This window comes from Zarconia sp. (assembly GCF_057467645.1).
The window spans coordinates 41,922-58,040 of record NZ_JBRJXU010000065.1 but is presented as its reverse complement, the minus strand read 5'-3'; the positions used below and the strand labels follow the sequence as shown (position 1 = coordinate 58,040).

The 16,119-nt window shown below is 50.7% G+C and carries 9 protein-coding genes; 2 read left to right on the top strand and 7 right to left on the bottom strand.

The window, feature by feature from the left end:
- Positions 1-24: 24 nt before the first annotated feature.
- Positions 25-2,199: an ArnT family glycosyltransferase gene (locus AC2215_RS09470; RefSeq protein WP_486809737.1), complete on the top strand. Its 2,175-nt coding sequence runs from the start codon at positions 25-27 to the stop codon at positions 2,197-2,199.
- Positions 2,200-2,274: 75 nt separating this feature from the next.
- Here the strand turns inward: AC2215_RS09470 and AC2215_RS09465 are convergent, their stop codons facing one another.
- Positions 2,275-3,456 (bottom strand): TRC40/GET3/ArsA family transport-energizing ATPase, encoded by a 1,182-nt coding sequence (locus AC2215_RS09465; RefSeq protein WP_486809736.1) that lies wholly within the window; start codon positions 3,454-3,456, stop codon positions 2,275-2,277.
- A 40-nt stretch (positions 3,457-3,496) separates the two neighbouring features.
- Positions 3,497-3,883: a C6orf136 family protein gene (locus AC2215_RS09460; RefSeq protein WP_486809735.1), complete on the bottom strand. Its 387-nt coding sequence runs from the start codon at positions 3,881-3,883 to the stop codon at positions 3,497-3,499.
- Positions 3,884-4,237: 354 nt separating this feature from the next.
- On the opposite strand from AC2215_RS09460, the gene AC2215_RS09455 reads away from it, so the two are divergent.
- Positions 4,238-5,119, top strand: a complete 882-nt coding sequence (locus tag AC2215_RS09455) for an alpha/beta hydrolase (RefSeq protein WP_486809734.1) — start codon at positions 4,238-4,240, stop codon at positions 5,117-5,119.
- A 3-nt stretch (positions 5,120-5,122) separates the two neighbouring features.
- Here the strand turns inward: AC2215_RS09455 and AC2215_RS09450 are convergent, their stop codons facing one another.
- The 5 genes from AC2215_RS09450 to AC2215_RS09430 form a co-directional block, all read right to left on the bottom strand.
- Positions 5,123-5,950: a carbohydrate ABC transporter permease gene (locus AC2215_RS09450; RefSeq protein ID WP_486809733.1), complete on the bottom strand. Its 828-nt coding sequence runs from the start codon at positions 5,948-5,950 to the stop codon at positions 5,123-5,125.
- Between the two features lie 249 nt (positions 5,951-6,199).
- Positions 6,200-6,775, bottom strand: a complete 576-nt coding sequence (locus AC2215_RS09445) for a 5-formyltetrahydrofolate cyclo-ligase (RefSeq protein WP_486809732.1) — start codon at positions 6,773-6,775, stop codon at positions 6,200-6,202.
- A gap of 271 nt (positions 6,776-7,046) precedes the next feature.
- A complete protein-coding gene (locus AC2215_RS09440) occupies positions 7,047-8,678 on the bottom strand; it encodes an alpha-D-glucose phosphate-specific phosphoglucomutase (RefSeq protein WP_486809731.1) in 1,632 nt (543 codons plus the stop codon).
- Between the two features lie 470 nt (positions 8,679-9,148).
- Positions 9,149-12,901, bottom strand: coding sequence for a two-partner secretion domain-containing protein (locus AC2215_RS09435; protein ID WP_486809730.1), 3,753 nt, complete (start codon positions 12,899-12,901; stop codon positions 9,149-9,151).
- Positions 12,902-13,254: 353 nt separating this feature from the next.
- Positions 13,255-15,957 (bottom strand): CHAT domain-containing protein, encoded by a 2,703-nt coding sequence (locus tag AC2215_RS09430; protein ID WP_486809729.1) that lies wholly within the window; start codon positions 15,955-15,957, stop codon positions 13,255-13,257.
- Positions 15,958-16,119: the final 162 nt, after the last annotated feature.

Here is a 16,119-nt window from a genome sequence, read left to right as displayed (position 1 = left end):
TTTGGGATCTCGAACCAATATAAAATGACTCGATCGTCTAAACTGAGCAAATCCGAGACATCCGCACCGAGTTCCGATGGTGGATTATTGCTGGGCATTTTCGCTCTCTCCCTGATATTGCGGATTATCGCCATCGACGTTCCCGTGAATCTCGATGAGGTGTCGTGGATGGAACGGGGATCGGAATTTTTTCGACAATTCCTCGAAGGAGATTACCAAGATACCTATTTGCGCCACCATCCGGGTATCGTCAATATGTGGACGATCGGCAGTGGGATGTTTCTCAATTGCCAGTTACACGCACTGATGCCGGGATTGTTCGATCTCGATGAAGGTCTCGCCGTGCGCGAGTGCATGAAAACCGAGCGATTTTCCATTGCCCTCTTCGTTTTACCCCGGCTGTTTCAGGCGCTGATTACTTCAATTTGTACCAGCGGAATTTACGCCCTCGCACGGCGCTTGCTGGGTAAATCGATTGCTGGGGTGGCAATAATTCTCCTCATCTTAGACCCCTTTTTCCTGGCTTACCAGCGCTTCCTCACCACCGATGCGCTGCAAGCAAACTTCATGGTTTTGGCGTTGCTGCTGCTGCTGCTGTATTTGCGAGGCAATGGCAAAACCCCCCATCCCACGTTTCGCGATCGCTGGAAATTGCTGGTTTCTGGGGTTTTGATGGGACTGGCGACGGCGGCGAAAATTCCCGCCCTTTTCGTCCTGCCGGCCGTCATCACCTGGATCGTTTGCATCGAACGAGGAATGTGGTCGCCGGTGTTTCGTCCCCGAGGTTGGATCTGGCAAATTATCGATTTTGTTCTGTGGCTGGCGATCGTTCCCGCGACGATTTACGGCATCTGGCCGGTGCTGTGGGTGGCGCCCGAAACGGCCCTCACGCGCCTCTATGGGGGACTGCTCGAAGAATCGCAACGGGGCTTTTTCTTCTTTTGGGGACAGCTCACCGACTCTCCCAACATCCTCTTCTATCCCGTGGTATTGCTGTACCGTCTCTCTCCGGCAATTTTGCTGGGGGCGATCGTTTACGCCATCGCGCGGCTGCGTCCTCGCATCTATCGCGGGTTAGGGAAAAATCTCCCCATGGGCAAAACTGGATTTGCTCAAATTAATACCCGACCGGAACTCAACGCCCTGATTGTCGTGGTGGTCTGGGTGTTGGCGATCCTCTCACTGCTCGATAGTAAAATCGATCGCTACACGATCCCGATGGTTCCCTTCCTGGCCATGCTAGCGGCCACGGGTTGGCTGCACGTCGGGTACTGGCTGCGAGAACGACTCCCGATGCTGGGGAAAAAAAGGAAAGCCCAATTCAATCCGGCAGGAGTTTGTGCGGTCTTCCTAATTGCGGCGCAGTTGGCGGTACTCGTGCCCCACTTCCCCTACTACATCAGCTATTTCAATCCCCTGCTGGGAGGATCGCGAGTTGCCCAACACCTGTTGATGGTGGGACAAGGGGAAGGACTCGATCGCGCCGGACGATGGCTCAACGAATCGCCAAATGCCGATCGCACCTTTGTTGCCAGCGCCTACAGCAAAGCCCTCGAACCCTACTTCCTCGGCGAAACCACCAACATCAGTCGCAATCCCCCTACCCCCGAACGACTCCGGCGGTGGGCGGGCGCCCATCGCATTGTTTTGTACGCAAACCAGTTCCAGCGTCAGGTTCCCGATCCGGACTTTCTGGACTACTTCCAGGGGCAAGACCCTTTATATACCGTTAATGTCGACGGTCTCGATTACGTGCGGGTTTATCCGGGGCCGACGCTGCTACCGGAAGATTTGAACGGGATTGAGGTTTCTGTGAATGCCACCTTCACTCCGACCATTCGCCTTTTGGGATTCGATCTGAGTCGCGATCGATGGACTCCCGAAAAACCTGGCAAAATGACCTTGTATTGGCAATTTATCGATCGCATTTCTCCCAATATTGAAGTTGCAATTTCTTTAGTCAATGCCACCGACGAGGTGCAGCAACAGTGGCAAGCGCCTCTAGTCAATGGATATCTGGGCAAAACTGAGGCGATCGAGCTAGGAACTCTGCTGCGAGACTTCCATCAATTACCTCTGAGTTCGGAATTCGTTCCCGGACGCTACAAAGTCCGAGTTAAACTCATTTTTCCCGATCTCGATGGACAAGCGAGTGGGAATTTTTTGACGTTAGGTGAGGTAGAAATTGGGAAGGATTGATGGGAGTTATCCTACACCTGTTAGGGGTGTAGGTTTTTTAGATGGTGGTGGATGTAAGCTGGGGAAGAACTAACCCTACGCCACATTAGCAAAGCGAATCTTCAAATAATCCTCCTCCATCTTCGCCCCCGACGGTTGCAGTGCCGCCAAAGCCTGGGGTAAGACCAAATTGCGGCGATGGTTGCCGATGCGAACGTTCAACTCGTCGCCGGTTTTACTCAGTTGGATTTGGTCTTTGGGGGTTCCGGGCAGGTAAAGTTCTAGAGTGTAGTCGCCTTTTTCTTGAACCACTCGCAGGGTCGTTTCTTTGTAATAAACTTGGCTGGGATCTTCGTCGGCGTAGAGGGTTTCTTTGAGCCGTTCGAGGGCGGCGAGTCCGCACATTTCTTCAGAATACAGGGGTACTTCCTTCACCGGTAGCGGGCGGAAATTCTCGTGAATTTCTTGCTTGTATTGCTGCTGGTTTTCCTTCCAACGTTGGAAAAACGGATCGGTGACTTCTTCAGGAATAATTCGATTGGCAACCACCATATCTGTCGCCACGTTATACAAGCTCAAATAAGAGTGTGCCCGCAGGGACTCTTTGAGCACCATTTTTTCGGGATTCGTTACTAACCGAACGGAGGTTTGAGTATTGTCGGTGAGCACCTTCTCCAACGCCTCAATTTGCTCGTAAAACTCGTAAGGCGCATCCATCACCGCTTTATCCGGTAGGGAGAATCCGGCAATGGGTTTGAATAGCGGTTCGACGAGGGGGCGCAGGGCAACGGAAATCCCCTGTAGCGGTTTGTAGAAGCGTCTCATGTACCAGCCGCCGACTTCCGGGAGACTCAGCAGGCGCAATGCCGTTCCGGTTGGAGCAGAATCGACGATGAGGACATCGTAGTCCCCGTCATCGTAGTGGCGTTTCATCCGCACCAGCCCGAAAATCTCGTCCATACCGGGGAGAATGGCGAGTTCTTCAGCTTGTACCCCTTCGAGTCCCCGCGCTTGCAACACCTGGGTAATATAGCGCTGTACGGAACCCCAGTTATCGGCAAGTTCGACGAGGGCATCGAGTTCCGCACCCCAGAGATTTTCCCGGACTTTGCGCGGTTCGTGTCCCAACTCCATATCGAAGCTGTCGGCGAGGGAGTGGGCGGGGTCGGTACTCAATACTAAAGTTTTGTGACCTAACTCAGCGCAACGCAGTCCCGTTGCTGCCGCCACGGAGGTCTTTCCGACCCCGCCTTTGCCCGTCATTAGGATAATCCGCATCGCCTCGCCCTTTCTTTAACAAAGTTCACATTTATTTACTTTAGCGGGTTTTTGGGAAAAAATGTTGCTTGAGAACATCGAGGCGAGAACAATCCCAGTAATCGATGTGGGAGACGATCGCCTCTTGGTCATTCACTTTCAGTTCGCTGCGACCGGGGATGGAGATGCGGGGATTCCACGGTAAGGGCGTATTCCAGCTTAACGTCCAGCGCGTTTCGATCGTATCTTCGGTACGGCGAAGATCGTGGAGATCGAGCTGAATATTTTTAAACCAAGTCTGCATAAATCCTATCATTTTTTGGTATCGATCGATACCCCGAAATTCCGTCATCGGGTCTTTGAAATAAACATCTTTGGCATAGATTTGATAGGATTGGTTTTGGGGAAATTGTTGGTAGTCTTGTTTGAGAATTTCGAGAACATTCATGAGTTTAGATTGCGAGGGATAGTCTTGTTATCATACCTCGCTTATTTAATACTTAATAGGGTCTATAGATCGAGATTTTATATCACCATCCCCATCTTTTTATTAACGCTGTATAGCCGTCGCTAGATTCGTTAGGAAAATTATTAGTGCGTTCGCAAAGCCTGTGCGTCAGCACAAACATCTTGCTCGCGTTGTTAGTCTGTAAATTATTACAATGACTCTATGTCTTAAAAATCGTGGCGACTGCTATCACTTGCGATATTTCTGCTACGTGGTTTTAAAATGGGAATCAGATAAAATTTATCGTTCATCCCAATAGCACAATCGATATCGAGAGATGAGGAGGAAAAGACCGTGAGTGAATTTTATCGAGGAGGACAGCGGGCTTGGTTTCACGATGAGGGATACCCCGCCGGATTTTTTCATACCTACGATGCCCTCAATGTGGGAGGAGAAGCACGCAAAATACACGTTTTCCTCCCGAGAAATTACGAAGAAACTAACGATCGCTATCCCGTTCTATACACGAATGATGGCGATACAACGTTTTTTCCCGGTGGGGCGATCGGGCTATCCTGGCACATGGGAGAAACCCTCAGTCAACTCGTTGCATCCGGACGAATTCAGCAGCCGATCGTCGTCGCTGTTTATACTGTCGATCGGGAACGGGAATATACCCATGCCCCCTCAAAACCGCGCGTTTTTGGCAACGGTTCCTGTTGCGGAGTCGAAGATTATACGAACTACCTTGCCGATAATTTAAAGCCTTTTATCGATACTTACTATCGGACGAATTCCGAGGCAGAAAATACGACGATTATGGGGGCATCTCACGGGGGACTCGCAGCATTTTACACCGCCTGTCGCCGTTGCGATCGCTTCGGCAATGGGGCAGCCCTTTCGCCCTCATTTTGGGTGGGATTGGATACGGGAACGAATACCCTAACCCCCCTGGCAAAGTCGAGTTTGCTAGAACTCACAGCAGCCAAGTTGAGCGATCGCAGTACTCATCCCCGGCTGTGGATCGATTGGGGATTGGTGCGAAGTGGGGGGTATCAAAACTGGTTTATTGAAGGAAATACCACTCGTCGCAGTCGAGAGATGGTGACACTGTTGGAGAAGGAGTTCGGTTACGTGCGCGATCGCGATTTATTTACCTATGAAGACCCCGAGGGAGAGCATTCAGAAGCATCTTGGGCGCGGCGATTGCCGATGGTTTTGGAAGCGTTATTTTGATATTCACCCTTTCACGCCGCTGCTAATATTGGTGTCGATAATATAACGCTGGAGAAAGAGAAAAAGTAGAAAAACTGGGACGATCGAAATCACAGAACCCGCCGCCACCAATCGCCAATCGAGGGAAAACGTACCTTCTAAGGCGGCAACTCCTAGGGGAAGGGTATAGTATTCTGGCTTATCGAGAATCATCAGCGGCCACAAAAAGTCACTCCAAGAACCGATAAAGACAAAGATAGCGAGGGTTACCAAGGCAGGACGAATGGAGGGTAGCATGACGAACCACCATAATCCCAATTCCGAACAACCATCCATCCGAGCAGATTCCTCGAGTTCTTTGGGAACTTCGGCAAAGGCTTGACGGAGGAGAAAGATACCGAACGCACTGGCGAGAAAGGGGAAAATAATTCCGAGATAGGTATTTCGCAATCCCAAATTGACCGTCAGAATATACAGCGGAATCATGATGATTTGAAAAGGAATTATGAGGGTTGCTAAAATTCCCGCAAAAATCACTTTGCGTCCTTTAAAATTGAGTCGCGCGAGGGGGTAGGCGGCAAGGGAACAAAAGAGTAAGTTTAAAAAGACGGTTAGGATGGCAACCCAAGTACTGTTGATAAAATAGCGTCCGAAAGTTTGAGCTTGCCAGACTTTGATAAAATTCTCAAAAGTAGGACGATCGGGTAAAAGTTGCGGGGGAAATTGAAATAAGTTTTCGTCAGCAGACTTAAACGCCGTACTCACCAGCCAAAGCAAAGGAAATAGCATGGCGATCGCGATCGCCCCCAGTAATGCGTAAATACCAATGGTTTTCCAAGTCGATCGATTCATGGTCGGTTAAATCGGCACGAATAAAATTGATGATGTCATAAAATTACTGAGATTGCGAGTTCAGTTGCATCGCGATTTTTCACAATCGGCGCAGCATATTGCGGTGATTTTTGAGGCGTACCGACTTGATTCTTAACTAAATTTTTGAGTAACGCTTGATGTGTAATAAATGCTCAAACCTTTACTTAATCGTTACTTCTTGTCACCTGTTCCCCATTCCCCATTCCCCATTCCCTTCAGGTATGAGTTTTAATTTTTAACCACTCTCAAACCAGCTTCCGTACACACCGTACCTAAGGGTTTATCCCAGGATTCGATCGGCAGTTGGGGAACATCAGCAAATTCAAAAACGATGCCGATGGTGGGTTTAGACGACCATTCCGGTGCAGCGAGGAGGCGATCGTAGTAGCCGCCACCGTATCCTAACCGGTAGCCCCGCGAGTCGCACGCCACTGCCGGCACTAGGATTAAGTCTACGACTTCTGGAGATAGTGTCGGTGCGTTGGGATGGGGTTCGTTGATGCCATATGCGCCAGTTTGTAGGGAATTGCCCGGTTGCCAGGAATGCCAGACGAGATGGTTGCCGACGCATCGGGGAAAACCCCAGTTGGGGGAGAATTCGGAAATGCCAGAGGTGAAGAGTGGGGAAAGATCGGGTTCTTGGCGAAAACTGAAGTAGGCGAGGATCGTTTTTGCGGTGGTAAAGCGGGGAGAAGATTGCAGGTGAGTGCAGAGGCGATCGCTTTTTTGCCGCCATTCTTGGGGGGTTAAGGCTTGGCGTTGTTGAAGTAGCGATCGTCGGAGTTTTGCTTTATCTGCAATCATGAAGTTCGAGAGGGTGTGGGGTGTAGGGTATGGGGTGTGGGGAAAGGGAGTTCCAAGTTGCGACCCCATACCGGGGTTGATTCTCCCCGGTGTTGTTCGACCTCTTTCAACCCATTCAGGAAAGGGTGGGGAAAGGGGTTGGAGGGAATGGAGTATTTTTCTCCCCAGCCAGGTATCGACTCCAAGCACTCATTATTCCCCCCAACTCTACCCCCTACACCCCACACCCTACACCCTACCCCCACCTAATACTTTTTATCCCAAACTGACGTTAGGTAATCACCGTCGGCTTCTCCCGGCCGGTGAGAGTGCGGATTTGGGCGATTTCGTCGGCGAGGGCAATCAAATCTCCCAAGGCTTCCTGAGTTTCGATATCGTGTTTGGCGGCGTCGGGTTCGTAGCTTTCGAGGTACACCCGCAGCGTGGCCCCCTGGGTTCCCGTTCCCGAGAGGCGGAAGACGATGCGCGAACCGTCGGTGAAGCCGATGCGAATGCCTTGCTTGCTGCTAACGCTGCTATCGACGGGGTCGGTATAGCTGAAATCATCGGCGTAGGCGACTTCGTACTTGCCGAATTGCTTGCCTTTCATTTGCGATAGACCCGATCGCAAATTATCCATTAAGGTATTGGCATTGCCGCTATCGACTTCTTCGTAATCGTGGCGGGAGTAGTAGTTGCGGCCGTAGGTTTGCCAGTGTTCCCGGACGATGTCTTCCACCGACTGCTGCCGTGCCGCGAGGACATTCAACCAAAACAGAACCGCCCAGAGTCCGTCTTTTTCCCGGACGTGGTTGGAACCGGTACCGAAGCTTTCCTCGCCGCAGAGGGTGGCTTTATCCGCATCGAGGAGGTTGCCGAAGAACTTCCAGCCGGTGGGGGTTTCGTAGCAGTCGAGACCTAATTTTTCCGCAACCCGATCGACCGCTGCACTGGTGGGCATCGATCGCGCGACTCCCGCCAAACCGTCTTTGTAGCCGGGAACCAGCTTGGCATTGGCCGCTAGTACTGCGAGGCTGTCGCTGGGGGTGACGAAGAACTTGCGACCTAAAATCATGTTGCGATCGCCGTCTCCATCGGATGCGGCCCCGAAATCCGGGGGATTGTCGCCGTAGAGGACTTCCACCAAATCGTGGGCGTACACCAGGTTGGGGTCGGGATGACCGCCGCCGAAGTCTTCGAGGGGTTCGCCGTTCTGGACGGTTCCAGCGGCCGCACCTAGGCGTTTTTCTAGGATATCGCGAGCGTAAGGTCCGGTGACAGCGTGGAGGGAATCCATGCACATCCGAAATCCCGAACTCAGGAGTTGGCGAATGCTGTCGAAATCGAACAGGGATTCCATCAACTCGGCGTAGTCGGCGACGGAATCAATGACTTCTACGGTCATATCCCCGAGGGTCGTGGTTCCGAGGCGATCGAGATCCACATCGGCGGCTTCGAGGATTTTATAGCCTTCGATGGTTTTGGTGCGGGCAAAGATGGCTTCGGTGACCTTTTCCGGGGCCGGACCGCCGTTGCTGATATTGTATTTGATGCCAAAGTCCGCATCGGGGCCGCCGGGGTTGTGGCTGGCGGAGAGGATAATGCCCCCGAAGGCTTGATTCTTGCGAATGATACAGGAGGCGGCTGGGGTGGAGAGGATGCCCCCCTGACCGACGAGAACGCGACCGACACCATTGGCTGCCGCCATTTTAAGGATAATTTGAATGGCTTGGCGGTTGTAGTAACGACCGTCTCCCCCAAGGACTAAGGTTCCGCCTTGGTAGTCTTCCAAGCTATCGAAGGTGGATTGGACGAAGTTTTCTAAGTAGTTGCGCTGTTGAAAGACGGGAACGCGCTTGCGAAGTCCGGAAGTACCCGGCTTTTGGTCGGTAAACGGCTGGGAGGCTACGGTATGAATATTCATTTTTTGGGGTCTTGAGATCGTTCTAGCTTAATTTGAACGGTTTTGAGGATAATATTTTGTTAATAAAACGATCGGGATCGGTCGATCGCCGTCCTTTATCCGATCCAATGGTAGAGGTTCGCGGTCTGCGTGTAAACTATGACTCGATTAAGATGGAGAATGTTCGATCGCCTTTGAATTGAGGGTTCGAGGGTTGCTTTTTCAGAGTTGATGGGTTGGTGGAAAATCAGTCGATCGATACATTTTTGAGTCTCTATATTTTGTGTTAGCGAGCAGAGAGAGTTACCCGAGTTCAGTTAACTTCAATACATAAATTTAGAAAGGCGATCGATATATCGATATCGATCGGTATCGTATTTTCGATTGAAAAGAAGACTCGATCGAACTTCAGTTTGCTCGATTGATTAGAGGAATTCGCCACAAAAAAAGACAGTACTCCATTCCCCTTTCCGAATTCCGAATTCTCCCCGTCACCGCCTCCTCTCTTGATGACATTCCCCTTGCACGAATGCCGGATTCGATAGAGTGACTTTTGAAGCTTCGGCAACTAACACCACATTGCCATTTTCATCGAGTACCCAACCCGTGGCTTCAATCAGTTGGGATGGTGAATCTTGAGATGATGAATCTTGGGATGGCGAATTTTGAGGAATCCGACGCAATAAAGGCGTTGACGTTTGCGCGCGAGAATTCCCATCTCGCGTCGTCCACTCCAAAACGTTCGGTTCGGAAGTAAGTACATCTCCCGGATTTGGCGGCAACCCCCCGCGTCCGGTAATCACAAACTCGCTACCTTCCCCCTGGGAACAGAGGTCTTCTCCCACCAACGCCGTCACATCCACCGGACTTTCCGACAGCGTCACCAATCCCGATGCATCCACTTCCGGAGAGTTAATCGCAATCGTACCGCCAAGGGAAGGATTCGTTTGGGAAATCGCGGTGATATCGTTCCTCGATGTCAGTTGTTCCCGAACTGCTAGGCCAAAAATGCCATCTCCATTGATGGTGATTTCTCCACCCGCGCCTTCAAAAGCATTGGCGGTAATATCGCTATTGCCAGAACCAATCAGAAACTGAGAATTGACCCGAATTTGACCGCCGCTTCCCGGTTCTCGTTCCGTACCGGCATTGGTGGCAAGGCGGCTGCGATTGCGAAGTTGCGCCAAGTCTCGGGTGGTGACGGCGATCGTTCCCCCATTTCCCCCACTGGAATTGGCTTCGAGGGTGCTGTCGTTCAAGTCCAAGGTTTGCGATACCACTTCGATATCTCCGGCAATTCCAGAACCGAAATTGGTGGTACTGACCGTTACGTCGTCTAAATTCACCGCATCGGAGAACGATCGAATTGCGATATTTCCGACGACATCAGAATTGAGATTATTATCGCTTCTACTGGTAATCCGACTATCGGAAATCTCGATGGTATTGGGAGCCACAATCGAAATTCCACCGGCAATTCCGCCATTGCCAGATTCCTGGGAATTAAACGTATCGCTCAATAAATTACTGTTGTCAGACAGGGTAATCCGATCGTCGGCGTTTAAAGTAATCGACCCGGCTTCTCCGAAATTGACGTTTGTCGTACTTAAACTCGTATTTCGGATGTCGATATTCTGCGGTTTGATGTCCGGACCAATTACAAGTTGTCCCAGGACACCGTTACTACTTAAAGTGCTATCATTAATCGCGACCTCATCTCGAGCATCGACAAAAATATTACCCGCAAATCCCGCCCCAAAATTCGTCGTGCTAATTTTATTTTGTGGATCGGAATTCTGAGAGTTGAGATTAATATTAACCGAGCCTTCTGATGCGGTAATACTAATATTACTCAATCCCAACTCGCGACGATTACTGGCGCTTTCGCTAGAAATGGTACTATTTAAAACTTCGACACCATTGGGAGCATAAATATCGATCGAACCCGCCGTTCCCTCACCGGCAAATGTTTCTCCGAACCTCGAATCGCTAAACAAGTTGCTCCCACTAGAAATGGTAATGCGATCGCCCGCATTAACGAGAATATTCCCCGCTGTTCCCGAGTTCTGATTGGTGGTACTCAAAGTCGCATTTTGAATATCGATCGTATTTGGCGTTAACTGACTCCCAATTAAAATCTGCCCGATTTCACCGTTGCTGTTAATCTGGCTATTCGAAATCTTAACCTCATCTCGAGCATCGATCGAAACATCTCCGGCAAATCCCAGCCCAAAATTGCTAGTTGTAATTTGATTCGGGGGATTGGAGGTTTCGGAATTCAGATCGATATTCACCGAACCCGTTTCAGCCAGGATGCGAATTAAGCCGAACTGAAGATTATCGTTGCTGGCACTATTACTGGCGATCGTACTATTCAAAATTTCCACCCCATTGGGAGCAATAATCTCGATCGACCCGGCCGCTCCTCCAGCGCCAAAATCTTCCCCCATCATCGAATCGCTAAACAAGTTACTATTCTCGGAAATGGTAATGCGATCGCGAGCATTGACAAAAATATTTCCCGCCGTTCCCAAGTTCCGATTGGTGGTACTTAAAGTGGTATTTTGAATCTCAATTGAATTCGGGGCTAACTCGCTGCCGATCGAAATTTCTCCGATTTCACCGTTGCTATCTAAACGGCTATTGGAAATTATCACATTATCCCGCGCATCGATAAAAATATCCCCAGCAAATCCAGAGCCAAAATTGGTGGTACTAATCCGTTTTGGGGGGTCTGAAGTGTCGGAATTTAGAGTCACATTGACCGAACCTTCCGATGCGATGAGACTAATATTACCAACTTGGAGATCGTCGTTACTTTGGCTATCACTGGTGAGGGTACTATCGGTAATTGTGACTCCCGTATTTCCCACGAGATCGATCGACCCGGCAATTCCAGATGCGATCGCGTTGGGATTGAAGGCATCGCTACTAATGACGCTATTTTCAGTTATCGAGAGCGACCCATTCGCAGCGATAAAAATCTCTCCCGAATTTCCATCTTCCGAATTTCCCACTCCCGACGATGCATCGCTAAAGATTCTCGAATTTTGGACGGTCACGTTTTCCGTCACTTCAACGAAAATATTCCCCGCATTTCCCATACCCAAAACCTCCGCATCCAGGTCTGCATTATTGGTTAAAGAGAGGGAATTTGCCGTAATGTCGATATCGCCGCCATCTCCGATGGCATTGGTAGAAATATTGTTGCGAATGCGACTCCCATCCAGGCTCACCGCACCGGTTGCATTCACCACGATATCCCCAGCCACCGCACCGGGGAATCCCAAATCTTCGGCAATTCCGGCCGACAGAGTACTTTGTTCCGACAGGGCAATATTTGCGCCGTGAAGGGTAATACTTCCATCCCCATCATTGGCAACATCCACCGAACTACGATTCGCCAACGAGAGATTGCCGCGAACGACACCATCGGGGAACGAGAATCCACCCGCTTCATCCAGCGCGATTTCCCCGACTCCCAGGAGTCCCCCCAACTCGATGCGACCTCCCGGCGCGGATAGGATGGCATTGTCTAACATCACGTTTCCCCCCGCCAGCGCTAGGGTTTCACCGGCTTCAACGGTCAATCGCGCGTTGTTGAGTTGAATGTCTGCGGCATTGGTGCCATACTGCAAGCCGATCGGGACGTTCACCGTCAGGAGGGGGTTTTGGGGGTTTGTAGCGCTAAATTCCGTGCCGTCGTCAAAGTTAATCCCGCTGGCGGTACTGCCGAAAAACGATCCGCCAATCTCCAGTCGCGCATTCGGTCCAAAAACGATGCCATTGGGATTGATGAGGAAGAAACTCGCCGTCCCGTTGGCTTGAATCAGACCGTCGAGATTGGAAAGGCTGCCGCCGGTGACTCGGGAAATGATATTGTCGATATCTGCCGCATTATTGAAAAAAGCAGCGCTGTTCGTCGGGATAGAAAACGCTTCAAAACTGTGAAATAAGTTCCCCCCAGCGGCAGTTCCCCCGGTAATTTCAAAAAAGTCGCCATTCACGTCCACCACGGTATTCTCGGGGAGAGTGGCATCGGGAAGGATTTGCGCAGAGGCAGAAACGGCGACACCGATCGATCCGAGGATAACCAAGCTGCATCGGATAGACGCGGGGAGGATGAGGGGATGGGTCGAATCTCGAAGAAATACCGCTCTCCAAAATCTCTGAACCGCGAGGAGGAGAGGCCGTTTTTCTGAAAAGTGGGTGTGGGGAAACTGACTGCGAGGGATCGTACTCATAAGCTCTGTGGAAATTGTTTATCCTATCAGACCGGGGTCAACGGTTTCCGGATATTTAGGATTTTTGACGTTATAGCAGTAAGCATTCAGCTATCAGCATTCAGCCATCAGTCAAAACCTTGCTATTTATAGCTTGTAGATTTTGTAGATGTCCTAACACATTTGCGAAGCGCTAGTTTATTTACACAAATCGAAGAAATAGGTATTTTCCATTCCCCGTTCCCCATTCCCCATTCCCCATGACTGAAAATTTGTAATGATACCGGCACGAACTGCTATAGAATCCAACCGGGGTCTTTCTCCCCCAGTTCCCACCGCGATTGCCTGCTCACCTTCAAAGATGCCTCATGAAATTAAAGCCAATTCCCGACTAATACAAAAGCCGACCAAAAATAGGGATGGGAAAACTCTTCGCTGTTGAGCACTGCTTTTTGCGCTAGACGCAGCACTTCCGCTTTGGTATGGGTTCCCTTGGCCAACTCGATATAAAGCTGACTCATGAGAATGGCAGTGGCGGCATCACTGATATACCACAACGAAGCGACGGTACTGCGCGCGCCGGCGCGAACGGCGACCCCCGCTAACCCCAAGGCGGCGCGTTCGTCTCCGGCGGCAGTGCGGCAGGCGCTCAATACCAACAGTTCGATCGCTTTACCCCGTTGCGTTTGACTGGTTAAAAAGTCTTTCAGTTCGTTGGCATTGATGCGTTCGTCCCAGGTGAGAACGAAGGTATCTTCGGAACTCGAACTAAACTCGCCGTGGGTGGCTAGATGAACGATCGGGAACGATGCCGCGTTCAGAAACTCTTGAACCTTGGCTTCGGTAAAATCTCGATCGAGTACCCATTGTGTTGGGACTTGCGCTCGAATTCGTTCGAGTTCGCTTTCGACTCCCGGCAGCGCGGAGAATCCCTGGCGCGCTTCGCTCAATCCTCCTGCAAATACCTGCAATGGGGTTTCGACGATGGGTTGCGATTTGAGTAACTGCAAACCTGGGGTAAGTGCTACAGCATATTGCTCGATTAAATATTGGTTGCCGTCGTGGAGGGAACTGATGGGGAAGCGGCGCAACAAGCCATCCAAGACGAAGACCAGCGTCTCCACGGAACTATTGGCCAAATCGGTTTCGATGGGACGAATCAGCCAATCGTAGAGTTGTTGGGAGGGTTGCAAAAAATTGTTGAGGTTGTTTCGTTGGCGGCGACTCGATAGCGCGCGTAATGCTTTGACAATCGTCTCATCCACCTCGGATTTGGGAAATGCGGCGCTGTAGTGTTGCAGGGGTTCTCCAGGAATGGCGGCGATGACTTCGAGGCGATCGCTCAGAATAATCGGGTAGAGGACGGCTGCCTTGGGATCGACGCGATCGATTTGTGCCGGTTCTGCATCCAAACAGGCATCGCGGAAAAAGTTGTCGAGTTCTGCGAGTTGCAAGGCCTCAATGGTTTGCCGCGCCAGTACCAAGTCGTTTTGCGTCACCGCCACCCCAGGTTGCAGCAGCAGCGAGACCAACTCCCGGTAGACAGGTTCGACGCTTTTGCGAAAGGAAAACTGCACGTCGGAACTGATGGCCACCAAGTCACTGCGAATGGCTTTCAAACTCTCCGTGGCTTGGGAGTAGGCGGCGATCGCACCGGCGCGATCGTTTTGGTTTCGTAACACCCGTCCCAATTGCCACTGCCACTGATAGGCGATATCGGTCGCGTTCGTTGCTTGTGCCAGCAGCAGGGCTTGTTCCGTCAGTTCTTGCGCTTCCTGCCATTGTTGCCGCCGTTCGTAGAGCTGACCTAAATTGCCCAAGCCATAGGATTCGGTGCGGCGATCGCCTAAGGTTCGTGCTTGCCCGATTGCGGTGGCGAGTAATTCGGCAGCACGGCGCTCTCCTGAACGTTCTCCAAGTTCGAGCAGGTTTTTCGCTAAGTTTATCTTAGCATAAATTGTTGATTTTGAAAGGGAAAGTTGCGATAAATTTGACTCAATCTGCCCGACAAACTCGGCGGCTTCCTCTAAATTTTCAGCTGCGATTAACAAACTCAATCGATTCAGTTGTGCTTGGATTTTAATGGGGGTTGAAACGGCGGTCAGAATTGCTTGTTGGTAGTAATCGAGTGCCGTTTCTAACTTCTCGGGATGCGATCGGGCTGTATTTCCCAAACCCAGAAAAATAGACGCAATTTCTCCCGAAGCCGAAAGTTGCAGCGCAATCGACAAGCTTTGCTGTAAAAGTTCCTCCGACTTATCCAAATCTCCCACCACCCGCAGCGCATCCCCTAAGCTTTGAAGAACCCGCACTTTCAGCAGCGTATCCGGTTGCGTTTGTAAGTGGGTATTGGCATCATTTAAAGTATCGATCGCCTGTCGGTACAGTCCAAGGGATTTCAACCCGCGCGCTAGGCTAATTTGAGTGCGAGTTAAGCCGCGAATGTCGTCGAGATTTTGATAGATCGATTTTGCCCGTTTCCAAGTCTCGATCGCCCTTTCCGAATTTCCCGAGGTTTGTTCGATTTGTCCTCGAACTTCCAAAGATTCCGCCAAAATTCGCGGCTTTTCTCCATTCGATTCTAGGGATTCGAGTAACTCCAAGGTTTGCGAAATCGCCGTCGTTGCTGCTGAAATATTTCCGGCTTCTCCATACACCAGTGCCAAATTTCGCCGGGCGATCGCCTCCCCAAGAATATCCCCCGTTTCCGCCGCCGTTGCCGACACTTCTCGCAATACAGAAATCGCCTCCTCAAACCGTCCTAATTCGTAGAGTTGTCGCGCTCGGGATTCTAGATTAGAAGGGAGATTTAAACCTGAATTCAACGGAGTGATTTGGGTCAGGAGTTCAAGCTCAGAATGGGTGACTTCAGAATGAGCGAAGCTGCGATCGCCAATCCAGAAACTGGCAACGGAAATGACCAGCAGTCCCCGGAAAATCAAAGTGGACGACCGCCAAGATGGAAAAGATTTCCCGAACCGCTGCATCGATATCTCTAAAACTCGATCGAACTGCCATCCTGTCATCACTTTCATCCCATTATTTTCAGCCGATATTCGATCTATAGCAGTTTGCACTGCGATCGTTACACATTTTCAGTCATGGGAAACAGAGAAAGGGGTTGGCGGCAATGGAAAAGACCGATTTCTTCGCTCGTCTAAATCAGGGAAACGATCTTGTCGATCTCGATCGCATTGTTGAAAAAAGCAGCGCTATTTGTGGGGATAAGCGATGTGGGA